The following is a 23,628-nucleotide window of genomic DNA, read 5'->3' on the forward strand; positions in this document are numbered from 1 at the left end:
CTGATAAGTGCATTCCAACCCTGCTCGCACAAAGACCCTCACGGCCTCCCACTTCGCACGAAGCGCGCGGATGAACTGGTGATCCTTCCTGACGGACGCCTTGGCCAGCGTTTTAAGGAGGTTGCGGGAGAAACTGTTGTCAGGCCTTTGTCGGTGCTGGTTCGCGGTAGTTCGGCAGAAATACCCGCTTCGAGTCCCGCAGGTACAGCTTTGCGAACGTCTTGCGCACGAAAGGCCATCCAGCGACCCGCATAACCTCGCGCAGGGCGGCCCGACCCAACCGCGAGTGCGGCCACAACATGCGCGGCACGATCTTCGGCACTCCCTGGCCCTCCTTCACGACCGGACGCATGATTCGATCGTATGCAGCGAGAGCGGAGGGCACGTCATCCGTCTTGGCAAGCTTGCCCGCTAGCACGTAGCCGCCGACGAACGCAAGCTGTGTGCCAATCCCCGACAGCGGCGTTGCGCACCATGCGGCGTCGCCCGCCAGCACCATGCGACCGATGGACCAGCGGGCAATCCTGACTTGGCGCAGGACGTCAAAGTAGAGGTTCTGCGTCTTCAACATTCCGTCGAGGATCCGTGGGAAGTGCCAGCGGTCGGTCGCGAACCACTCCCGGAGGAACTGTTTCATCCGCTCGTTGTCCCAGTCTTGCTCGCCCTCGGGCTTCTTCTGCATGCCCATGTACACGTGGAGCTTGCCGTCGCGGCCGGGCTTCAGGGTCGCGCCGCGGCCGCCGACGGTGTTGTACTGGCGGGAGAAGGCCCCGGACTCAGACGTCCGCTATTGGGAGCGCGCAAATGGATGCTGAATGTCTTGGGAGGGGTCGGAAGCCGCCTATACGCCTACCGGTTTGCAACTTGCCGAAAGGTTGGAAAAGCTCTATCTGTGCACGATGAGCAAGCAACTCGCCTCAGTATTGACGACGGTGAATGCTCCTTACAGCGCACAGCTGGATGGGGCAGAGCTTGCACATTGCCTGTCAAATTTTGACCTAGCTAAGCAGTTTTCCGGTCAGGTTAGTTCGTTCTTTGGCGAGGTTCCCGCCGCGGAGCAACAGGCTTTCGCTTACGAGTTCGGGATTGCCCTGGCAGACTTGAAGAGCTTCGCCTCTGATTTTGCAAAATGGTCGGGCCAGAGTTACCATCTCGCTTCTTGATGTTCGCTTCGCACAATCGCCGGCCATCTCAGTGGGCACGGCTTTTCGCCATTGCTGCTGATCTACTCGACCAAGTTGACGAACGGACTGCTGGTTACCCCCTACGTTGGTCGTTTGGCGGCGGCACAGCAATGATGCTGCAGATCGGTCATCGGGAAAGTCACGATGTCGATATCTTCCTCGATGACAGTCAGGTCCTCGGCTTTCTTGATCCGGCAAAAGCGGAACTGAGCTTTCAAGAGGCACCTTCCTCTTACATGGGGGAGGGCGCGCGCTTCCAAAAATTTGCCTTTGAGGGCATCGGCGAGATCGACTTCATCGTGGCTGCCAGCTTGACTGCGGTGCCCACAACTTCGTTCTTCATCCAAGACCGGACTGTCGAGCTAGAGACTATTCCGGAAATCGTAGTCAAGAAGATCGTTCATCGCGGTAGTCAAGCCGAGGCACGGGACGTGTTTGACATCGCGGCTGCTGCGCGCTCGCATCGCTCTGAAATTGTTGAAGCGTTGCGTGCCTACCCAGACCAGGTTGCCAACGCTCTCGACCGGTTACAAGCTCTCAACCCAGATTTCGTATCAGGAACCATCGCTCAGTTGATGATCCTTCCCGACTATCTCGACCTGATCGCGACTGGTCTTACGTCGACGATAGACGTTCTTGAAAATGCTTTGGACGAAAGCAAGCAAGCTTAAACGAAGCGGCGCAGCCAAACAGCGTGCTGACAAATTACTCGTCTAATGGTCGCATCATTCGAACCCCAGGCCCGCCACCATTGGCGGGAATGAACTCAACTCCTGCTGCTTCGAATACAGATCGAAGTGCCATGACTGTCGACGCCTTTAATTGCTCGCCTCTCTCAAGACGAGCCACAGTGTCGGGAGACACGGCTGCATTCCGTGCAAGATCGCGCGTTCCCCAGCCCAGCGCCGCACGCGCCATTTTGCACTGTATGGCGTTCATTTCAGAACAGGGCTACGATTCATGTTGATCAACAGGGCAACTTCAATTATCGTATCAGTGTTACGAATTCAATTTAGCGGCTGCTGGGGTGTTCGCTTCACCCCTAGCAACCTAACCACAAACCAAGCTGTAAGGAGCTCGGATCATGGCTGATTCCGACCATAGCATGAAGTTTGCCTGCGTCACGCGCCGGGTTGCCCTGTGGGGCGCTGCTGCTACCGCGATTGCGCCACGGGATGCATTTGCCCAAGCCCGAGATCTGTCGTCCGTTCATTCATCAGCTTCCCTACGCGCTGATCCCGTGATCTCGCTTTGGCGCGATTGGGAAGCCGTTCACGAAAGGGTTCAACGTCTCAGCAAACGGATGCAGGAACTCGAGATTGAGCTTGCCGAGCGGACAGACTGTTTGGGGATGAGGGTTACGCTCCCAGGTGAGGGGCCTGTTCTCGTTTACTCGCACGAGGCGCTTGACCGTCTCGTGAGTGACCGGACGGATGTCGATGAGATCCGCAGGAAGGCAGCAGCCGAGCTTGATGAGCGGCAAGCGCGCTTTGAGGCAGTTGCTGATGATGTTGAGTACTTCTCCACCATGAAGGCGGAGCAGGCCGCATTCAAACAGGCAGAGGCTTTGTTGGACACGATGGCAACCACTCAGGCAGCGTCGCTCGCCGGTGTTGCTAACAAGCTGGAGGCCGTGTCCCGCTGGGGTGCAGCGTGGGACGAGCATCCCAAGGAGTTTCCTTGGCCGCAGATCCGATCGGCGCACCAGGATCTGGTTCGGCTCGCGCTGTAGCTGCTGACGTTTCAACCCTCAACAACGAGGGCTTGCACTTGTCCGCCACCTGCCCTGCATGACGGACAGCAGACTATCCCAGCCAGGGTTGGCCGGACGCTTCGCGGGAACGGAGTGTGTGGCCAAGAAGGCCGGTCAAGGATCGTTGGTTGGGCGACACCTTGACCGGTTTTCCGGGTCTTCCATCTGCACGAAGGAACCGTGTTACCCGTTAGTGCACCGTCGGCTGGCATAACGGCAGGAACCTCACCGCCTCATCGACGAGTTTGCGAAGCTTTCTCCATCCGCGCACGTTCTTTTCGGCTACGCGTTCTTCAATCGCGGCAAGCATCCATCCAGCGCTGGCGATCTCACCGGCAAGGTCGCAGGTGTTGAACCGTTCCAGGCAGGCGATGATGCGGGGTCGAGCATCGCTTCTATCGAAGGGGATGCCAGCGATCAGCCTGCGTCCACTTCTGTACGCGTTTGCTAGGTGCTGTCGTTCAGCCTCGTTTCCATTGAGGATCACGCTGAGGGTGAAAGCCAGGGACTCTGTCAGATCCTCGGTTTCATCATTCATGCTGGATCAAACAATCCTTCAAACTCTGCATCCGCATAATAGGCGAGCTTGCCGGCGATGATCGGCCGTTGTCCAGCCAGGAACAGCAGTTGCGCTTGCGGCGCCATGTTGCGGACTTCGTCCGGGGTGAGCAGTGGCCGGCCTGTGTGTTGTTCGCTGTAAGAGATGCCGGACTTTTCGGAGTCGAGGGCGCGGCTCATGGTCTGAAACACGACCGTTCCCTGACCTAGCAAATCGGACACCAGCCTTGCGCTGTCGTGATCGTTGACACCGAAGACCTGCAGGACGCCGGCGTTCGACAGGAAGGTGCCTGCGTGCTGCCCATAGGTGGCGCGCAGCTGGTGCACGTCCTGCATGATCGGCCAAAGCTGAACGCCATAACCAGCCATCAAACCCATAGCGCGTTCAACCGGCGCCAGATGGCCGAGGGCTGCAAACTCATCAAGCAGGTAGAGAACAGGCACATCCGGTTTGGCCGGATCGCGCGCCATGTCGATCAGACTTTGAGAAACGAGGAGCCGCAGCCATCGGGAATAGGTGGCGAGACGATCGGGTGGAAGGACAAGAAACACCGACACGTTGCGGCGTTTAAGATCGGCAAAGCGGAAGTCAGATCGATCGAGAACGGCCGTCATGCGAGGGCTATCGAGGAAGTGTGTATGGCGCTGTGCGGCCGACACCACGCCGGCGGCTTCCCGGTCGGACTTGCCAAGGTGACGGTTTGCTGCGCGTGCGACTAACCCAGACACCGCGGTTGATGCCTGCATGTCCTTCAAGAGCTTGGCAAAGGCTTCCGGGGCGAGTGTCAGATACTCGCGTACCGTCGCGAGATTCCGCCCGGCTCTCGGCTGCTCGGCAACAACATGGAGGATCAGGCCGGCGACGAGCGCTTTTGCTTCTTCATTCCAGTGCGCTTCACCGCTCATACCAGGTTCGTCGAACACGAGAGCATCGGCCAGCGTGCTGGCATCTTCTGCGACATCGAGGCCGTCGGGATCGAGCACATCAAGCGGATTGAAGGCAGCAGACGGCTGGCCGGTTACGCCAAACGGATCGAGTTCATGCACAGGACCAAACCTCTCTCTCGCGCGTCTCGCGATCCTGGCGTTCTCGCCCTTGGGATCGATGCAGATCACGGACCGATCGGCGGTCAGCAAGTTCGGGATAATGGTTCCCACACCTTTGCCCGTGCGTGTTGGCGCCATTGTGAGGAGATGAGCTGGACCATCGTACCGCATCAGCTTCTTCGTTTTGCCATCACGTCCGATGAGAAGGCCGGAAGAAGAGCGGGCGAGGGGAGCCATTTCCTTGTCGGATGAGAAGCGAGCCGAGCCATGCGTGTCGCCGTCCGTTTCTCCAAAATGGATGATCAGGGGACTGGTGATCAGGCGGAACAGAACGGCGATCAGGATGAGGGGCAGGATAATATTTAGTGCCCTCATCGGAACACTGCCTTCGCCGAAGCCGATGGCATCGAGAGCCAGTGCGCCACCCAGTCCAACAACGAGCGTGATGATGCCGAGAAACACGATGGCTTGCACGATCGGTTTGAACGCGCGAACCGGTGCAAGAACAAGGGCAGTCAGCGCCCATGTCGGATCACGGCCGGCGGCTCGCAGCATGTTTATGAATGCCGCCCATGCTTGTATTGCCTGTTTCATAATGCCGTCTCCGCTACTGTGCTTGTTGGAGCTGCATTGGCACGCTTGCCGATCAAATCGCTGAACAGGGCCTTGTCATTGGCGCGCGTGAGAAAGCCCGGCAGGTGCCGTGCGAGCCATTCGCGCAATCGGTCGGCAAACTCCCCGTCGTTGCTGCTTTCCAGCCGATGCAGAACGAACGCGCCGAGCAGCACCTTGCGGCGTGTGTCATTGGCGCGTTCCTGCTTCGACAAGCGCGCCTTCAGAGCAGAGCGCTGAGCTTCCAGCTCACCGAGGCGTTGTTCAATGGTTTTCCGCGCCATGATCATTCCCCCGACGTCACTGTGGCAGCTGCTTTCAGCTTGACCATGATGACCTTCGGATGCTCGCCGACGCTCTCCATGTCGACGAGACCAGAAGCCAACACGAGCTGTGAAAGGCGGGCAAAGCCGTAGTTACGCGGATCGAAGTCTGGAGCTTGTTTCGCGAGGTGCGCACCGACGCGGGCGAGATTGGCGCGGCCGTCTTCATCAGATGAAGCGGTCACCGCCGTTCTCAGCATTTCCAAAGCTGTTTTGTCCAGCCGCGCCCTTGTCGGTGTGGGCTTGGCAGATTGAGCCGCACCGTCGACGACCGGAGCCTTTGTAGGCGGTGTTTGTTCCGACTCAGAAGGCGTCTTCGTCTCTGCCGTTGCTGAAGCCAGCACGTCAAAATACACGAACTTGTCGCAAGCCGTGATGAATGGACGCGGCGTTTTCCGTTCTCCGAAGCCGTAAACGGTGACGGCATGCTCGCGCAGCCTTGCTGCCAGTCGAGCAAAGTCGCTATCACTGGAAACAATGCAGAAGCCGGTGAACCGACCGGTGTAAAGTAGATCCATCGCATCGATGATCATCGCGCCGTCGGTGGCGTTTTTTCCCGTCGTGTAGGCAAACTGCTGGACTGGCTGCAGCGAATGCTCAAGCAGGCATGCTTTCCAGCCCCTAAGGTTCGGCGCGGTCCAGTCGCCATAGATGCGTTTAACGCTTGCCACGCCGTAATTAGCAATCTCGGCAAGCAGGCCCGAGATGATCTTCGGTGACGCGTTGTCGGCATCAATAAGCACCGCGAGTGTATCAGCAGCCATTTGGTCCTCCATCAAGCAGTGAAATCGTGCCGTCTGAAATGGCTGAGCTCAATCCCGGTATTCAGGGATAGCGGCGCTGATCCAGGGCGATACCGTGACTGCTCGAGTGAAACGAGGAAGTCACAAGGGCGCAAATACGGGTCATGCTGACCCCTTGCGGCGCTGGCGCTGGGCTTCCTGAAGACAAGGAGACAAACGGCTTTGGCGATCTTCTATTGCCAGATGTCTGTTATCTCGCGGTCGAGCGGCCGCAGTGCTGTTGCGGCTGTGGCCTACCGTTCGGCCGGGAAGCTCACCAACGAACGCGATGGCCTGACGCACGACTACACGCATCGCGGCGGCGTCGAACATTCTGAGATCGTGCTGCCGCAAGGCGTTGGTGCCGAATGGGCGTATGATCGTGCGGCTCTATGGAATGCGGCTGAGGTGGCGGAGAAGCGCAAAGATGCTCGTGTCGCCCGCGAGTTCGTGCTGGCATTGCCGCACGAGCTGTCTGCAGAAAAGCGGTTGTCGCTGACGCGAGAGTTCGCTCAGGATCTTGCCCATCGCTACGGCGGCGCCGTGGACTTCGCTGTTCACACACCGCATCGCGACGGCGACGTTCGCAACCATCATGCGCACGTCTTGATGACCACGCGCCAAATCACAGCAGAAGGTCTGGGCGACAAGACCTATCTCGAGCTCGCCAACAAGGAGCTTCTGCCGCGCGGGCTGGCGACAACGCAGATGCAGCTGGTGGATATTCGCCGCGGCTGGGAGGGAATGGCAAACCGCGAACTGGCGAGTGCCGGTCTGGATGTTCGTATCGACCACCGTTCGCATGCTGAGCGCGGTTTGGAGATCGAGCCAACACAGCATATGGGCGTCGCGGCCACTCAGATGCAGCGCAAGGGCGACCATGTGGAGCGCAGCCGGCTCGATGCGGATGCGGCAAAGCGCAATGCAGAGCTGATCCGGGATAAACCCGAGCAGGTTCTTTCACTCATCTCCAACGAGAAGAGCGTGTTTGATCGCTACGATGTGGCTCGGACGTTGCATCGGTATGTCAACGATGATGCGCAGGCTTTCGAGAACGCTTTCGCCAAAGTGATGGCCTCACCAGCCTTGGTCGAGCTTCAAGCTGAGCGCGCTGATGGTGACACGGGCGAAGTCTCGCTTGCGCGCTATTCGACCCGTGAAATGGTAGCCATCGAAACCAGCATGATCGAGAGCGCGCAGCGGATGTACTCGGCGCAGGATCATGGTGTTCATCGGAACCATGTCGGTCAGTCTATTGCAGCACAGGATGCTGCCATCCAGCGAAGTGCCGGCAACGCATCTGCCAGGCTGTCAGGCGAGCAGAGGAGGGCGATCGAGCATATCACTGGGCCTGAGCGGATCGCTGCTGTTGTCGGTTTTGCGGGTGCCGGCAAGTCCACCATGCTCGCGGCAGCACGCGAGGCTTGGGAAGCCCAAGGCTACAAGGTTCATGGTGCCGCTTTGTCGGGCAAAGCGGCGGAAGGACTTGAGGAAAGTTCTGGCATCCAAAGCCGCACGCTGGCGTCGTGGTGGCTCTCCTGGGACAACCCGGATAGTGGCTCGAAACACCAGCTTGGTCACGGTGATGTGTTTGTGATCGATGAGGCCGGCATGGTGGGCAGCCGGCAGCTCGCCCGTTTCATCAGTGAGACAGAGAAGCGCGGAGCGAAGATCGTCCTGGTCGGCGACCATGAGCAGCTGCAGGCGATCGGGGCAGGGGCTCCGTTCCGGGCAATTGCGCAAGAGATCGGCCATGCCGAGTTGTCGGAGATCCGCCGGCAGCGTGTGGACTGGCAGCGTGACGCATCGGTTGCTTTTGCCACGCATCGAACAGCTGAAGGATTGGCGGCTTATCGAGAATGCGGCGACATAACGTTCAGCAAGAATGGTGAGGATACGCGGGCCGCGATCGTGCGCGATTATCTCGCTGACCGCGACGAGCGACCGGAGGGAACCCGCGTTGCGATGGCGCATCGCCGTGTCGACGTTCGCGCCATCAATGATGCCATCCGCTCAGAGCTACAGGAGAGGGGGGAGCTTGCACGGGGTGAGGAGGCGGGTGCGCTGACATTCCAAACCAATGTTGGTCGACGCGAGTTCGCAGTCAGCGACCGTGTCGTGTTCATGGAGAACAATCGCGATCTTGGTGTGAAGAACGGAATGCTGGGAACGGTCGAGCGGGTCGAAGCTGCCCAACTAGTCACCGGTCCGACAATGATCGTGCAGCTCGATGGCCGCGACGGCGACAAGGTCAGCGTGCCGATGCGTGACTATCAGGCCATTGACCACGGCTATGCGACGACGATCCACAAGAACCAAGGCGCCACGGTCGACCGCGCCTTTGTGCTGGCTTCAGGCACGATGGACCGGCATCTCACCTATGTCGCGATGACCCGGCATCGCGACGGCGTGAAGCTGTACGCGGCTGGAGACGAGTTCAGCAAGTCTGGGCCCGGCAGCCAAGCCGGTAAACTCGTGCAGCATGGTGTTGCGTCCTATGAACAAAAGGCTGGTAACCGCGACAACTACTTTGTGACGCTGGAAAACGATCAGGGCGAGCGCCACACAGTATGGGGCGTCGGCCTTCAGCAGGCCATGAAGGAGGCCGCGCCTCAGATCGGCGACAGGATCGGCCTCAAGCATGTTGGCGCGGAGCCCGTCCGCTTGCCCTATGGCACGGAAGCACAGCGGAATGTGTGGAAGGTGAGGGCTGCTGATGAGCTGGCCTATGACCAGCTGGAGAAGCGCTTGTCGCGTTCAGGCGCAAAAGAAACCACGCTCGACTACACCAAGGCATTTGGCGAACGGCGCGGGATTGCGGAACGTTTGGGTGTTGGCAGCGAGATTGAGGTTCCAACCGCACAGGTGGCCCGCGACAATGTCCAACTGGGCATGGAGCGGACGGTGTCTACCAACCATCAGACGCTTGCGCACGGATCCTCGCAGAAGCCCGGTGCAGATATTGCACCCAGGGATCCCGAGCATCCTGTGCAGGCTCCCGCTGGTGATCGTTCCGCCGTTCAGGAGCGCCAAGGCACGTCCAACACGGTGGCGCGTCAGGCCAAGGCACCGAAGCGCAGCATGTTTGACGGCCTGAAGCTCCCAGTCAGCCGCGGTGCCGTCCAGGAGCGCGACGCAGCCTCGCTGAGCCGGCGCATGGGAAAAGAGGAGGCAGATCGGTTTGCCGAACGAATCCGACCTCTGTCCGGCTTTGAGCAGGCCGTCGATCACTATGCACGGGCGTTCAGCGCGGTCGACAAGCAGCTTAAACAGGGCCTGCCGCTTCTCGAAATGCAGAAGCAGGAGCTGCAAAGGGCAGGGCAGCAGCTCGAGCAGGCGCGGCCGGGCTCGCACGACCTGATCCGCTCGGCCTTACAGCATGATCCGGAGACGATGGACGTCATGGCCAATCATGCCGGCCGCGATCGCGTCAGACAGCTTGTGGTCGCCATGGATAGGGAGCGAGCGGCACAGGCTGATCCCCATGTCCGGGCCGAGCGCTTCGTGCAGCAATGGCAGAGCTTGCAGGCTGAGCGCCAGGAGCTTCGTGGTTGGAGCAACGACGAGGCACGCAGCAAAATCGAGAGCCAGATGCGCAGCATGGCAAAGACACTGGAGCGCGATCCCCAAGCTCAAGTTGCTTTACGTAATCGGGCCCAGGAGCTTGGGATCAGGTATCTGCGCCAGGATCAGACCATCGCTCGTGAAATGGAGCGGGAACTGTCGCGGAGTCGCGATCGCGACCGTGGGATGGAACGATAGGAGGAGGTGAAATGGCGGATGACCAAAACCAAGGCCTGGAGGATCTCGATACGGATATCTTGAACAACGAGGACGCCAACGATCCAGCCGCCGTCGCATTCGAGGCGCTACGGAACACAGTGGAAACGCTCGCCGCCGATCTCACCCGTGAAATGATGACCATCCGTAGCGGTATCGAGTTCGCCCTCGACCGAATGGAGCAGCGGGGCGCGCCTGTTGACTACAGCCCTGAAATCGGCCGCATGGAACGAAACCAGGCTGAAACCAATGAGCGCCTGCAAGCTATTGAGCAATCCTCCGCTCTCAAGCATGGTCCGGAGCATTATGCCCGCGTGATCGAGAACAGCGGCGAGAGCCTGGTTAGAACCGCTGCGCAGCACCTCGAACGGCAAGCATCTGACCTGGAGCGCGCCGGCAGGAACTTGTCCGCGCACGTTGCCAGCGCCCGTGAGCGCAACCGGCAAAATCGATGGTTCATCATCGCTGCTTTCTGCGGGATGCTCGCCGGTGTTGTGTTGACCCTGTTCCTGCCAGCAATGCTGCCGTTTTAGGTTGCGGTCCAAGTGGCCGGCGTCGTCATGGGTGTTTGGCTGCATCAGGCGGGGGCGCTATAGCGACTGGCAATCGACATCGTGGGAGTGCGTTCTGAGAGGTTCGCGGCGCACCGTTCGTATTCTAGAGCGCGTTTCTGATCGGAAACATGTCTTCGCCGTAGTGGTGAAGCCTTGTATGATGCCGACGGCATAGCCAGCGGACCGTCAAAGGCTTATCGTATTGGTCGTGATGGGCATCAACGGCGTCGGTCCCGCAAACCTCGCAACCCTGCTTCTCCAGCTCTCCTGCTTTCATTGCTCGTTGAACAGCAAGATGAGCCTCATACTTACCGGGATTGGCTCGGCGCCAGTTGGCTTGGCGGGTGTCGGTTTTGAGCATGAAGTCATCCTAAGTCCCCACCATCTAGCTTTTGGGGTCCGCAGCATCCCATACTGATGACGGTGTGGTATTGTCACGAAGATCAGGCGGAGCGCTAGTGAACTTTTTGAGAGACATACCTGAACGCGACGATTCGAAGGTTCACGACATACCATTCAAGCTATCGGCTATTTCGGTAAGAAGCTGTGTCGCAACGGCAACAAAGCGCAAGATATTTCTGGTTGCTAATAGAAGACCAAAGACACTGCCTGCTTACTCAGGGTAACTGCTGGTTGCCGGGGGTATAGCAACTAGGATAGACGATGGGTGGGATTGGTGTCAGCAACGAGCGTCGAATTTACTATTTTGACGTAGTTGAGCAGTTTCCGCTCATGGGCGGTGTGGCAGAATATTCTCAACGCCTGCGAACCGCATTGCAGGCAAGGCTGGGCTCACGTCTTGTCCAAGTCACTTCTCTTCTAGACAAGTTTGGACCTCTTCCAGAACGCTATCTCCCACGAGAGCGGGCATGTGCTGAAGCTCTCGCACGCCTGGATCCACATTCGGTCTTTCTAATTCCCAACTTCCAGTCACCCCTTAAGCCATCTCAGTCTGGTTCACCGCGGCCTAGAGTTGTGAACATTGTCCATGACATCCAGTTCGCTTTTCTCCATGACCTTTTTCCGGCTCATGAACGGGCTGAGCTTGAGACTTTATTCACAGAAACAAGGGTTTGGGCAGACCACATCGCTTTTGTTAGTGAGGCCAGCCGGCGAGACTTCTCAAGCGTGTTTGGTTCGCCTCGCAACTTCTCGATTGTCCCGCCTGTCATATTCGCTCCCGCTGTAGCGCCGGCAAGGCAGCGCGAAAATTTCCTTCTCGCTGTAGCGCACCATGAAAATCATCCACATAAGAACTTTCCTGGCCTCGTGAATCTCTTTGCCGAGCTTGCGACTTCTGATCCGAAACTTCGCCTGGTACTCACAGGTTATGGAAGGGATGGTTTTGAAGGGGAGCTTGTGAGGCTACCAACTGACATCCAATCACGCATTGAGCATCGCGGTTTTGTGTCGCGAGCTGAGCTGGACGAGCTTTACCGCCGCACCAAAGCGTTTGTCTCCATGTCACGGTTCGAAGGCTTTAACATGCCGGCGGCCGAAGCGGCCGCTCACGGTGCCCCACTGATCCTGTCTAACATTCCAGTCCATCGCGATCTACATCCGAAGGCCTTCTTGTTGGATCTGGTGCTACCTGACCTGCCTGCAGCGCGCGACTTCTTGATGAAGGCGGCGTCGGAAGATGCTTGGGTTGGATTGGCGGCATCGTCGCCAGAAGCAGTGAGCAGTGACTTGGCTGACGTGCTGCTTGGCCTGTCCCATGAACAAGATCGTTTGCCGTTCTTACAAGCACCCACGCACCGATCTATCTCTGGGAAGCGTCGCCTACTCGCCCGCACAATGCTTTCCAGCGGACTTGCTGGTTCACTGCTGGCGGCCAGCGTTGCACTTGCGCAAGCCCAATTCGTAGGAGTTCCGGGAGCGGGTGGAACTGGGGGTAACGCAGCTGGTGCTAGTGCTGGGTCGGATGGAGCGTCTGGCGCAGTTGGCACGAACACAAATGGATCGGGAGGCAACGGCGGCGATCCAGGCCAGGCTGGAGGCGCTGGTGGTGCTAGCGGCAACGGCGCTGAAGGTGGTCAAGGAGGAGCGCCCGACGGTTCGAGTGCGGGAGCGTCAGGAAGTGACGGGTCGAAGGGTACGAGTTCCTACTTTGGCGGCGGCGGCGGTGGTGCGGGAGCCGGTGGCATCAGTGGAAACGGTCTAACAGGCCAAACGCAGTTTCCTAACGCATCTGTTCTGTTGGGTGGCTCGGGCGGCAACGGAGGGGCGGGGGGAGACACCTCTTCGAATCCCGCGAGCAGCGGCGGGGGAGGTGGCGGTGGCGCCGGTGGGCAAGGTGCGATCCTTTACGGAGAAGGCTCAATCTCCAATACCGGGCAGATCACAGGTGGTGCTGGAGGCAGGGGTGGCGACGGCGGGAATGTACCTTATGTGCCTTATGGCATCTTAGTCATACCGTCCGGGGACGGAGGAGCTGGCGGCGGCGGTGGCACTGGTCTTGAACTGCGTTCAGCCAAAGACTTCGTCAACGAAGGTCTTGCCACTGTTGCAGGTGGTGAAGGCGGCGCAGGCGGCGAATCTACTTACGGAGTTGTCGGAAAAGGTGGTGACGGGGGCGTAGGTTTCAGCAGAGCCTCTGCGATCATTGGCGGACGCTTTAGCAACGCGGGAACGGTAAATGGTGGCAGCGGAGGAGAGAGCACTACTAATTACAGGAGCGTTGGTGCAAGCGGCGGGGCAGGTGGAGCGGGTATTGTCCTCAACGGTGCGGAGGTCGAAAATAGCGGCACCATCCGCGGTGGGGCCGGTGGTCGTGCTTACGGTTATGTGACTTCAAGTACCGCAGGCAGCGGTGGTGCCGGTGGTACCGGCGCAAGGCTTAATGGTGGCCTTTATCGGCACGCAGGCGGATCGCTATCTGGTGGTATGGGAGGCGATGGGGGATATTCTTACTTTACTGGCGGCGCAGGTGGCGCTGGAGGTATTGCGCTTCAGACCTCAGGCAGCACAAACATTACGCTTGCCACCGGCAGCGTGACGGGAGGCGCTGGCGGCACGGGGGGCTTTGTCGGAGCAGAATTTACAGACACTACGACCGGAGACGGGGGTAGTGGTGGAGCGGCCATAGCCATCATTGGAGGTTCGTTGGTCAACGAAGATGCTCTGGTCAGCGGCGGGGCCGGCGGGATTGGCGGTCTACTTTATATCGATCGTGACTCTGATCGTTCGTCTGGCACTATCGGGAACGGTGGCTCCGGCGGAATCGGCGTCGAGGCAAGTGACGTTGCCCAAATCATGAACGGTGGAACTATTCGAGGCGGTTTGGGAGGCGACGGTGGCATTCTCTATGAGGGTCGAGCAAATAGCATCAGTGGCAACGGAGGGGTCGGTGGCGTTGGTGTTCGACTTCAGGGCGGCGGAACTTTAACTAATAATGGCACTATCGAAGGCGGATTAGGCGGCGCTGCGGGCGACTTGCAAGGAGAAGATGCTTCCCTGGCGATGAGGGGCCGATCTGGTGACGGCGGAAAAGGTATACTAGCAGCGAGCGGTGGAACGATTATCAATCGCGGCCAGATCAGAGGTGGCCAAACCCCCAACTCCTACTTCACCGGAGGTGCCCCGTTGGGCGCTAATGCGAGCGCGATCGAGGGTGCAAACCTATCGGTGATCAACGCAGGGACGATCGAGGGCGGCGACAACTCGTACTATTTCGCAGGTAGTTCCGAACAGGCTGCCGCTATACGCTTTACCGGCGGCGGCAACAGCTTGGAGCTGCAAGCTGGCTCCACAATCGAGGGCGACGTCCTTGCGTATTCCTCCAGCGATAGCTTCATCCTTGGCGGCGCGAACGACGCAACATTCGACGCATCGTCGCTAGGCAATCAGTTTGTCGGCTTCGGTGACTTCCACAAGACCGGTCAAAGCGTATGGACACTTGAGAACGCAACGAGCGCGCAAACCGACTGGATTATACGAGAAGGTACGCTTTCCATCTCGTCTGATGCCAATCTGGGCGCAGCCTCTGGTGGGTTGTTGCTTGGAGGCGGCACTTTGCGCGCGACAGACGATCTGACGAGCGCGCGTCGTATTCTGATCGAAGCCGTCGGCGGGACGGTCGAAGTCACTCCATCGGTATCAGCCGCCCTTTCTGGAGTTATCTCTGGCGCGGGGTCGCTTACAAAAAGCGGTAGCGGATCGCTGACGCTTTCTGGCGCGAACACCTTTGCCGGTGGAACCGTTGTCAGCCAGGGTCGCCTTGTGCTCGACATCAGCGGATCGCTTTTATCAGGCGTTATTAACACGGACACTTTCGAAACATCGGGCGTACTCACCGGTGGCCTCGTCAACACAGGCTACACGCAACAACTTGCCGGTTCGATCAGCGGCGGCATCAGTTCATTGAACCGCTTTGAGACGCGGGGTGGATCGATCAGCGGTGCTATCGCCAATAGTGGCCTGTTCCTCGTAGACGGCACGACCACTGCGGACGATAGCTTTGCAAATACCGACGGTGGGCTGCTCATTGTCGATGGTGAACTGACTGGCCTCACTTCGCTTGTCAACGACGCGAACACCAGCCTTACAGTGTTCGGCGATCGCTCGATCTTCGTGACAACCGGCTCGACGTTGCAGACACAATATTTCGGCGGATCAAGTGCTGATGCCGTTAGCCAAATTGACGGTGAGCTTGATGTTACGGGTGCCGCCAGCGCCGACTATACTGGCGCTTTCACTGGGTCTGGCGTCATCAACATGACTGGCGGCGGCTTACTTAACCTAACTGGCATAAACACTGAACGGTCGTCCTTCACAGGCACCACCAACGTCACGGACAGCACGTTGCGGGTGAACGGTCTCTTCGGCGACCTAGATGATACGGATGGCTCAAACCAGGCGCGCGTCAGTGTGAACAGCAATGGTCGGCTCGCTGGATCCGGAGAGATCGCCGGTAGCGTCAGCCTCAACAACGGCTCCACGCTTGCACCCGGCAACTCGATCGGCACCCTAAGGGTCGCAGGCGACGTGACGTTCGGCGAGGGATCGACTTACGAAGTAGAGATCGATGCGACAAGCAAGTCCGATCGCCTTGTTTCCGAAGGTATTGTCTCGATCAACGGCGGCACCGTAAGCGTTCTTGGTGCGGCAGGGGCCTACTCGGATGCAGATCGCTACACAATCATCTCGGCGGGCGGCATCTCGGGCGAGTTTTCCGGTGTGATCGACAATCTGCCCGACATCGATGCCTATGCTGTCTACAACCCGTCCAACGTGCAACTCGGTCTAAAGAAGCAGGGGATAGTTATCCCGGATCCAGAGACAGATCCTGAACCGGAGCCGCAGCCGACACCAGGCTTTTCAAACAAGGCGAATGGCCCCGCCTCGCTCTACGGCGCTGGAAATGCTTCAATGGCTTTCGCAGAGACGCTTGGCCGTCGCATATCCATGCAAAGCCAACTCGGCCGCATGTCTGTCACCGGCGCCACTATCCCGCTTGGGTTTGCTGAAGAGCCCAGTGCAAAGACGACGGGTTTGTCACATCCGGGCGTGTTTAATAACGAAACCGCCGAAATAGCACCGATCGTTGATTCAAGCGGGCTGGCGGTTTGGATCTCCGGCTTTGGCGAGGACACATCTGTTGTTAGCCGCGGTTCGGCTTTCGGCTACGATAGCCAAACGGGTGGCGTCGCGGGTGGGTTTGAGTACACAAACTACGGTACTGGCACGACTGTGTTCGGTTTAGCGGGGGGGTACTCACGGACCAACGTCGATGTAGCTGACGGCGAAGCTGATGCAGATGCTGGCCATTTTGGCTTCTATGGCAGCCACACAGAGGGCAATCTAGCAATATCAGGGGCTTTGGCCTATACATGGCTCAATTACGATCTGACCCGTGACATCGCTGTTGGTGCAGACACGATCACGGCTCGTGGAGACGCTGACGGTACAGCGCTCTCCGGTTTCGCGGAAGCGTTCTATGACTTAGCGCCTGCGGTTGGCCTGAGTAACGTGCAACTCGGTCCTGTCGCACGCCTGCGTGGTGTTCATGCTTCGCGAGACAGCTACACGGAGGATGGCGCTGGCCTTCTCAACCTCACCGTCGACGATGAACACAGCGATCAGCTGTACGCTGTTTTCGGTGCACGTCTCGGCTCAACAGTTCAGTTCGGCAGCATCACTGTGACACCTGCCATTGAACTGATGTATGAGCGTTCGTTGCGCGGCTTGGACACAACCAGCTCCTCTACGATTGCCGTGGCCGGCGCCGATTTTTATACGTCAGTTACAGGCGGCAAGCGAGATCGTTTTCTGGTTGGTGCAGGTGTTGGTGTTGCTCTTTCCGACGAACTATCAGCCAATGTGCGGTATGATGGCACGTTCTCATCTGGCATCGACAGCCACCGGGCCTCGTTGGGGTTCACGTATAAATTCTGAGCATTGTGCTCCCAGCTTAGTGCCCTGTTCCTGCATTCGAAGCAGGGTATTCTTTCCGCTAGCGCGTGATTCTGCCGAACTGAAGTCGCAGTAAGAAGGTGCGTACAACTGCCCGTTACTCCTGATTGTATGTTAGATCACAAACGCACGGGATCCGTTCAGGCGCGTATCTAAGAGCAGAAAGTAACGGCGGTGATACCTAGACGTGATCCTTTCATCGGGCGTGCTGCGGTACTGCAGGAGCTCGATGCATTGATGCAGTCTTCGGCTTTCGTCTCGGTCATAGGCCCCGGCGGCGTCGGCAAGACGCGTTTGGTTCTGGAATGGCTTGCCGCAAACGAACGAAACGACGGCAGGCGCATCGCCTTTGTTCGGCTCGATGGGCTGTCAGATGCCTCAGCCGTGCTCGGAGCCGTGGCGGCTGAAGTGGGAATGCCGCAGACGGGCGGACGGCCGTATCTCGAGGCGATCGTGCAATGGCTACGCGACACCGAGCTGCTGCTGGTGCTCGACAACTGCGAGCATGTCGTCGATAAGGTCGCCGCCTTGGTAGACGCACTTGGGACGGGTACCCGGAAGGTTTCTGTTCTGACGACTAGCCGCGTTCCACTGAGCCTGGTCGGCGAAAAGCAGTTGCGGCTGGGGGCACTCGACGAACAAGCCGCCATCGACCTATTCGTCAAGAGGGCTAGCGATCGAGCACCGAACCTCCTCATGGCAGGCGAGGCACTTGGCGCGGTGCAGGCGATCTGCCGGGCAGTGGACGGCCTCCCGCTGGCTGTTGAGCTCGCTGCTGGTTGGACCGATGTTCTTCCAGTAAACGAGATTGCCTTGCAGCTATCGCAGGGTTTCGAACTCCTGCAGCGGCGCGGTTCCATACCAACGCGGCATGACACTCTCGACGACACCATCCGTTGGAGTCACGCCCTTTTAACGGCCAAAGCACGGCTTCTGCTTCGCCGGCTTTCCGCATTTCAAGCAAGCTTCTCGCTAGAGGCCGTGGCGCCTGTGTGCGCCTATGAAGGACTGACTCAGGCGGACGTTCTGCCCTCGCTACGCGAGTTGGTGGAACACTCGCTGGTTCAGTTCGATATGAGTACCGCACGTTATCGGCTTCTTCACATGGTGCGCTTGTTCGCGGCAAAACTGGCGCAGGAAGCAGGCGAATTGGGTGCCATGCGTCTCACTCATGCGATGCACTTCTCGGCGCTGGCGCACCGGGCACGAGCCGTCAACTTCGTGCCTGAAGATACCTGGCTTCCAGAGCTTCAGGGAGAGGTCGACAATCTGCATGAAGCGCTGCGCACCCTCCTGTACGAAGGGCGGGCCGTCGAAGCTCTGGGGACCGCGGTTGCCCTGACGATGTTCTGGTGGACAGCTAGTCGGCATCGCGAGGGCATCGGCTGGTTGCGTGCTGCGCTCGACCAGGCCAGCGAGGCGCCTGTCATCCTGCAGGCAGCAACTCAGTTCAGTCTCGGCTTTCTTGAAGCGCACGACACGGGTGACTGGCTGAATGCTGCGGTGGAGCTGGATCGCGGACTGGCGCTTCTGGAAGACCTGGACGAGCCCGGCGCCGATCTTCTGCGTGGCTATCACCTCTGTCTTCGCGGTGAATGTGACATCATTGCGGGCAGCAAAGACGCCGGATTGAGGCGTGCCATCGAAGGGGCGGAACTGATCGCACGCTACCCTGAGGATCGATGGGGTCAAGGCTTCGCAGCATGGAACGTTGGCTTTGGCCATGAGCGTCTGGAAGAGTGGGAGAAAGCGGCTAGCCGATACGAGAAGGTCATCGCTTCGCAGCATGACGGCAGCCTTGTGGTGCGGATGATTGGCGATCAGAGCCTTGCGGGCGTTCTGGAGCGCACAGGTAGGGCAGGAGAGGCTCTGCAACTCTATGACGAAGCACTGGCGCTGTGCCGACGTCTTGGCCTTCAGCGCCTCGGCGATGTGCATGGTTCGCACGCGCGTCTGCTTGCCGATTGCGCTCGGGTCAGGCTGGTGGCGGGAGAGGACACGGACGGGGCAAAAGCCCTAGCCCTTGAAGCCCAGGCTCTGGCCGTACGCCTTCAAGATGGCGCGGCCTGGGAGATCGCTGGATGCGTTCTGCAGCGACTGGCTGCGCCTACGCCGCATGTCGGCGTATTCCGGCAGCGCGATGCTGTCTGGATCATCCAGTTCGATGAACATGAGGCCATACTGCCTGACAGCAAGGGACTACGGCAGATCCGGCATCTTCTCCAGTCTCCAGGGATTGAGATCTTCGCGGGGAAACTCGCAGCAGTAGCCGATGGGGAGCCACGTGAGATCGGCCGTGGTGATCCGGTGTTGGATGCGCAGGCGGTTACCGCTTACCGCAAGCGATTACGGCTCCTCGAACGGGCACTGGCTATGGACGAGGACGCGTTGGACGCTGATCGGCGTGCAAGCGTTCTTCGCGAGCATGAGCTTGTCTCGCAGGAACTGGCGAAGAGCTCTGGCTTGGGCGGGCGGGCCAGACGTCTTGGCTCTCCGCAGGAACGGATGCGGGTGAATGTCACCCGGACCCTACGCGCCGCCGTTGCGCAAGTCGAAGCTGTTTGCCCCGCGCTTGGACAGCATCTGGCGCTGTCCATCAGGACGGGCAGCTTCTGCCGTTATCAGCCTCCGGTCTCGATGGACTGGAAGTTTTAAGTGCCTAACTTCACGTGATAGCGGGTGGAGTTGCGAGCAGGCTCTCTTTCGTGTCGGTAACCGAGAGACGCGAGCAGCCGGCGCGCCACGCCAATCGACTATGATGGGCCGACCTCTCTGCATTCAAGCCTCGACTTGAACACTCCCAAAACAAGGGCGAGTGCGAGTTAGTTTCTTCCGCAAAGAAAAATTGTTCGATCGCATCGAACACTCCTGCTGGTTCAGCGAACGCCACAGCTTCAGGTCTGTCGGAGCACAGAGGCTTCAACGATGACCAGAGGGAGACCCTGTGAGCAACATCGAAACCATCAAACGCCTTTATGCAGGCTTCGCATCTGCGGACCTGCCTGTCGTTCTTGCCGACATGTCACCTGAAATCGAATGGACGGAAGCAGAAGGCTATCCGTATGCCGGGACCTTCCATGGGCCTCAGGCAGTTGTGGACGGCGTGTTCGTCAAGCTGGCGACTGAGTGGAACGACTATCGGGCCACACCTGACCGCTATGTAAGCGAAGGCGACGAGGTTGTCGCGCTTGGGCACTACAGCGGCGTGTTTAAGGCAACGATGAAGAGCTTTCGATCGCCCTTCGCACATACCTGGACGATCCGCAACGGAAAGATCCTCCGGTTCGTCCAGTATGTCGATACGGTTCTGGTGCAGCGTGCCATTGTTTAAGCAGGGCGTAATCCCTGGGTTGGCCGGGCTGATCTCTCATAGTGACGACAGCTCCGCCGCATCCTTTGATGGCAGCTATGCTAACCTGACCATGGCAACGCGCAGCAGCTACGACGCTCGGCCACTGGTATCCGTAGGTCTTCTGACCGGCGGCTGCCTGCTGCTGGTTGTCTTTGCAGCATGCGAGAAGCCTCCACTTCCAGCTGACCGCTTGAGCAGCTTGGCATCTTATCTCGACGATCCTCTTATAACCGAAGTCCCGGTTAAAGGCACAGTCGTTCTTCGTCCAACCCATCCTTCCGAGGTTGAGGTGCACTGGGATGCAAGCCGCGATTACGGATCGACCTACTACCACTTTGGAAACGGGTCCGAAATTAAGGTATCATCCTCAGAGGTGGGGCTGGATGGAATTTACCTGCGTCCATCCTGGTCTAGCGCCGATGGATTCATTGCTTCTGGCGTTCCGTACTTGCTGATAATTGATGCCGACGCAAACCTTGGAGACGGGGGCTGAGAACTTGGAGATCCAAGTTTCCCGTTGCCGTGCATCCACATGCAAGCCAGGCAGGTCACAGACAACGCATCCGGCAACATTAGTGACGCAAATAACGTATCGGATGATCTGCTGACGTAGACGACGCCTCAAGAAGGTGCCGGAGGCCGGCACGTATCCACTGAAAGCTGTAAGGCGCTATTTGCTGGAGAAACACTTCCAACAGCACAGCCGTAACGTTTTTTTGGTCAATTGTGAATATCAATTTTTGATATAGAAGCTTTGCTGCTTGGGGGCGTCAGTGGCTACGGCAGTCAAGAGCCTAAGTTCGGGGTTGAAACATTTGCGCTTTGGCGTTCAAGTCCGGTTTATCATTGCTGCATTGTCAGTGCTTGTGCTCGCCCAGCTTCTCAACGGCGTCCTCACAACCTCGGCCATCCGAAAAACGGCCTTCGAAGCCAGCGCTACCGCTGCTCGGATTGTCGGCAATGACTGGGCATTCCGCATCCAGAACTCTCTGCGCTTCGGCAAGCCAATTACGCAGATGTTCGGACTGACAGAGATGCTGGCTGATATACGCGGTGACTTGCCCTTTCTCTCCGGAGTAGTCGTTACATTGACTGACGGCTCCATCGTCGAAAGCAATATCGAGGGACAACTGGACCCGGGGGCAGGAATGGCGATCGGCCAGATAGCTGCCAAAGCTGCCAACGGCGGTACCCCGCCAACCTTGTCAGCTGTTCAACTTGGAGCAAACCACCTCTTCGTTCTACCAGTTCGCGGCGCAAGAGACGTTCTCGCTGGAACGCTGACGATGGTCGTCCCGGAAGCCGTAATTGCGGAAGCGGCTCGTGGGCCGATAAGCTTGGCGGTACAATCGATTTGCGTCACGTCCATTTTCGGCGCACTCGCCATCGCTCTTGGCTCCCTGATGATCCGGGCGAATGCTGCAGAACGTACTGAGCGATGGAAGCTGCTGGTTATCCCCGCGCTTGTTCTTGTCAGCGCCCAATGCATATCGTCCTGGCATAATGTAACAACGTTTCGCGACGTGTATCTGCGAGCGGCTACCACGAATGTCGAGCGAGCGGTCGAGCGATTCCAAACGGATCTTCAGCGGCTGGTCGAGCAAGGCGTGCATCTCGAACGGCTTTCAGACTACGAAGCTCCTTTCAAGCGTATGGCAAGCAACATACCGGAGCTCGCCGTGGTTCGGCTTACCGCGATGAGCGGCGAGACTTTGTCAGCGTACGACGCGGGAAGGGGCGGGCCGACGCTGGATGACACTGGAACTGCATTCCAGTCCGTTGTTCGTGAAATCCGCTATTCAAACGATGGCGACGTTCTGGCTCGCCTGACCGCCACACTTTCACAGAAGGCAATCTCTGAAGGGGTGAGACGCCGAGTTCTCGATGCCAGCACGGTGCTCTTGACGTCCGCGCTGTTCGGCTTCGAACTTCTTGTCCTGTTCGGGATCCTCATGCGCCGCCTGGTGCAGCAGCAACATCAAAGGGTGACCGACCAAGACTCGCACCATCTCTTGGCGCGTCCTGCCTCGTTTCTTCTAGTCTTCGGCTGGGGCCTGACACTGTCATTCGTACCCCTCCAGATGAGCGCTCTCACTGATGAGCCACTTCTGGGGCTGTCGCGCGACGTGACGATGGCCTTGCCAATTTCCACTGAGATGGGATGCGCGCTTGTTACAGCTCTGCTCGCAGGCATCCTTACAGATCGAAAGGGCTGGCACATCCCCTTTCTGCTCGGCAGCGTCATCTGCGCGGCGGGAGCTTTGTTTTCGGCTTTAGCAACCATGCCCGTCCTGTTTCTTGCTTCCCGAGGGTTAGTCGGACTTGGCTATGGCCTCGCCTGGATGGGCATCCAGGGCTACATTTTTACTTGGTCAAGTCCTCGCACGCGCACTCAAGGCATCGCCAACCTTGTCGCCGGAATCTTCGCAGGACAAATCTGCGGCAATGTGACGGGCGCAATGCTTGCGGACCAGCTTGGCTTCTCGGCAGTGTTCCAGGTAGCTGCCTTCGCCGGCTTGCTACCGATCCCGTTTGCGTGGTTCTTCATGAGGTCCTACTTCGGCAGGCCGCATGAGATGCGCGAAAATGCTTCAGCTCGTCAGGCGGCGTCTGCCCCGGTGCCAATACCTTTAACTGCGCAGCCGGGCTCAAGGCTGTCCTCGCTTCTAACAGACCGCAACTTTCTTGCACTCCTTCTGCTCAGCGTCGTGCCATTCTCGATCGCCCAGGTCGGTCTCCTTTACTATACCTTGCCCGTCTACCTTTCGCATGAAGGATTCGAGCAGGCCGATATCGGCCGCATCATGATGATCTACGGGTTGTCGGTGATCTACATTGCGCCGGTTCTAGGAGGGTGGGTGGACCGACACATTCGCAAAAAGCCGTTTATCGTTCTAGGCGGCTTGCTGGGTGGGGCAGGGTTGGTCTTTACCTATGTCGACATCGGTGTTGCGACACTCGTGTCGTCAGTGTTCCTCCTTGGCCTGGCCAGCAGCTTGGGCGGCCCTGCACAATCAAGCTTCGCCCTTCATTTGCCAAGCGTCCAGCGTCTGGGAACCGGCAGGGCCATGGGCATTCAACGTGCCGCTGACAAGCTGGGGCAGATGATCGGACCTGTGGCAGTGGGCGCGCTCTTTGCCCTTATCGGCGCACGTGAAGGCATTGCGCTCACTGGCGTCTACTTAGTCGCATCCAATTCCCTCTTTTTCCTGATCGCGCGGGACCGTCTCCCCCCCGCCCACACTGCCGTGGACCAACCTCATGCCTGA

17 protein-coding genes are annotated in these 23,628 nt (G+C 58.6%); 10 read left to right on the forward strand and 7 right to left on the reverse strand.

Going from position 1 to position 23,628, the window contains the following annotated elements; translation table 11 throughout:
* Window positions 1–139 precede the first annotated feature (139 nt).
* Window positions 140–682 (reverse strand): FAD-dependent monooxygenase, encoded by a 543-nt coding sequence (locus IE166_RS17245; protein WP_210312986.1) that lies wholly within the window; start codon window positions 680–682, stop codon window positions 140–142.
* Window positions 683–815: 133 nt separating this feature from the next.
* Here IE166_RS17245 and IE166_RS17250 point away from each other — a divergent pair, with 133 nt between their 5' ends.
* Both IE166_RS17250 and IE166_RS17255 read left to right on the forward strand, forming a co-directional pair.
* Window positions 816–1,163: a hypothetical protein gene (locus IE166_RS17250; protein ID WP_244641550.1), complete on the forward strand. Its 348-nt coding sequence runs from the start codon at window positions 816–818 to the stop codon at window positions 1,161–1,163.
* Window positions 1,163–1,855 (forward strand): nucleotidyl transferase AbiEii/AbiGii toxin family protein, encoded by a 693-nt coding sequence (locus IE166_RS17255; protein ID WP_280514888.1) that lies wholly within the window; start codon window positions 1,163–1,165, stop codon window positions 1,853–1,855. The genes IE166_RS17250 and IE166_RS17255 overlap by 1 nt, the downstream gene beginning before the upstream one ends.
* A gap of 34 nt (window positions 1,856–1,889) precedes the next feature.
* Here the strand turns inward: IE166_RS17255 and IE166_RS17260 are convergent, their stop codons facing one another.
* Window positions 1,890–2,123, reverse strand: coding sequence for a helix-turn-helix domain-containing protein (locus tag IE166_RS17260; RefSeq protein ID WP_210312987.1), 234 nt, complete (start codon window positions 2,121–2,123; stop codon window positions 1,890–1,892).
* A gap of 364 nt (window positions 2,124–2,487) precedes the next feature.
* Between IE166_RS17260 and IE166_RS17265 the strand changes: the two genes are divergently transcribed.
* Window positions 2,488–2,916, forward strand: coding sequence for a hypothetical protein (locus tag IE166_RS17265; protein WP_189506383.1), 429 nt, complete (start codon window positions 2,488–2,490; stop codon window positions 2,914–2,916).
* 211 nt (window positions 2,917–3,127) lie between these two features.
* Here the strand turns inward: IE166_RS17265 and IE166_RS17270 are convergent, their stop codons facing one another.
* Genes IE166_RS17270 through IE166_RS17285 form a run of 4 tightly spaced genes read right to left on the reverse strand, consistent with a single transcriptional unit; the run spans window position 3,128 to window position 6,241 of the window.
* Window positions 3,128–3,475 (reverse strand): hypothetical protein, encoded by a 348-nt coding sequence (locus tag IE166_RS17270; RefSeq protein ID WP_189506384.1) that lies wholly within the window; start codon window positions 3,473–3,475, stop codon window positions 3,128–3,130.
* Window positions 3,472–5,136, reverse strand: a complete 1,665-nt coding sequence (locus IE166_RS17275) for a type IV secretory system conjugative DNA transfer family protein (protein WP_189506386.1) — start codon at window positions 5,134–5,136, stop codon at window positions 3,472–3,474. Before IE166_RS17275 ends, IE166_RS17270 begins: the two co-directional genes overlap by 4 nt.
* Window positions 5,133–5,438: a mobilization protein gene (locus IE166_RS17280; RefSeq protein WP_189506388.1), complete on the reverse strand. Its 306-nt coding sequence runs from the start codon at window positions 5,436–5,438 to the stop codon at window positions 5,133–5,135. The genes IE166_RS17275 and IE166_RS17280 overlap by 4 nt, the downstream gene beginning before the upstream one ends.
* 2 nt (window positions 5,439–5,440) lie before the next feature.
* A complete protein-coding gene (locus IE166_RS17285) occupies window positions 5,441–6,241 on the reverse strand; it encodes an NYN domain-containing protein (RefSeq protein WP_189506390.1) in 801 nt (266 codons plus the stop codon).
* A 201-nt stretch (window positions 6,242–6,442) separates the two neighbouring features.
* On the opposite strand from IE166_RS17285, the gene traA reads away from it, so the two are divergent.
* On the forward strand, window positions 6,443–10,021 hold the full coding sequence (gene traA, locus IE166_RS17290; RefSeq protein ID WP_189506392.1) for a Ti-type conjugative transfer relaxase TraA: 3,579 nt from the start codon (window positions 6,443–6,445) through the stop codon (window positions 10,019–10,021).
* An 11-nt stretch (window positions 10,022–10,032) separates the two neighbouring features.
* Window positions 10,033–10,572: a DUF6118 family protein gene (locus tag IE166_RS17295; protein WP_189506395.1), complete on the forward strand. Its 540-nt coding sequence runs from the start codon at window positions 10,033–10,035 to the stop codon at window positions 10,570–10,572.
* 124 nt (window positions 10,573–10,696) lie between these two features.
* On the opposite strand, the gene IE166_RS17300 is transcribed toward IE166_RS17295, so the two are convergent.
* On the reverse strand, window positions 10,697–10,954 hold the full coding sequence (locus tag IE166_RS17300) for a hypothetical protein (RefSeq protein ID WP_189506397.1): 258 nt from the start codon (window positions 10,952–10,954) through the stop codon (window positions 10,697–10,699).
* Window positions 10,955–11,568: 614 nt separating this feature from the next.
* Between IE166_RS17300 and IE166_RS17305 the strand changes: the two genes are divergently transcribed.
* The 5 genes from IE166_RS17305 to IE166_RS17325 all read left to right on the forward strand — a co-directional run bounded on the left by IE166_RS17305 (window position 11,569) and on the right by IE166_RS17325 (window position 23,628).
* Window positions 11,569–16,989 (forward strand): autotransporter domain-containing protein, encoded by a 5,421-nt coding sequence (locus tag IE166_RS17305; protein WP_189506400.1) that lies wholly within the window; start codon window positions 11,569–11,571, stop codon window positions 16,987–16,989.
* A 192-nt stretch (window positions 16,990–17,181) separates the two neighbouring features.
* Window positions 17,182–19,662, forward strand: coding sequence for an ATP-binding protein (locus IE166_RS17310; RefSeq protein ID WP_385966446.1), 2,481 nt, complete (start codon window positions 17,182–17,184; stop codon window positions 19,660–19,662).
* A 289-nt stretch (window positions 19,663–19,951) separates the two neighbouring features.
* Complete coding sequence (locus tag IE166_RS17315) at window positions 19,952–20,338, forward strand: nuclear transport factor 2 family protein (protein ID WP_189506403.1); 387 nt, start codon at window positions 19,952–19,954, stop codon at window positions 20,336–20,338.
* Window positions 20,301–20,852, forward strand: a complete 552-nt coding sequence (locus IE166_RS17320; protein ID WP_189506405.1) for a hypothetical protein — start codon at window positions 20,301–20,303, stop codon at window positions 20,850–20,852. Before IE166_RS17315 ends, IE166_RS17320 begins: the two co-directional genes overlap by 38 nt.
* Window positions 20,853–21,132: 280 nt before the next feature.
* Window positions 21,133–23,628, forward strand: coding sequence for an MFS transporter (locus tag IE166_RS17325; RefSeq protein WP_189506406.1), 2,496 nt, complete (start codon window positions 21,133–21,135; stop codon window positions 23,626–23,628).

Source organism: Tianweitania populi (genome assembly GCF_014652875.1).
GTDB classification, from domain to species: domain Bacteria; phylum Pseudomonadota; class Alphaproteobacteria; order Rhizobiales; family Rhizobiaceae; genus Tianweitania; species Tianweitania populi.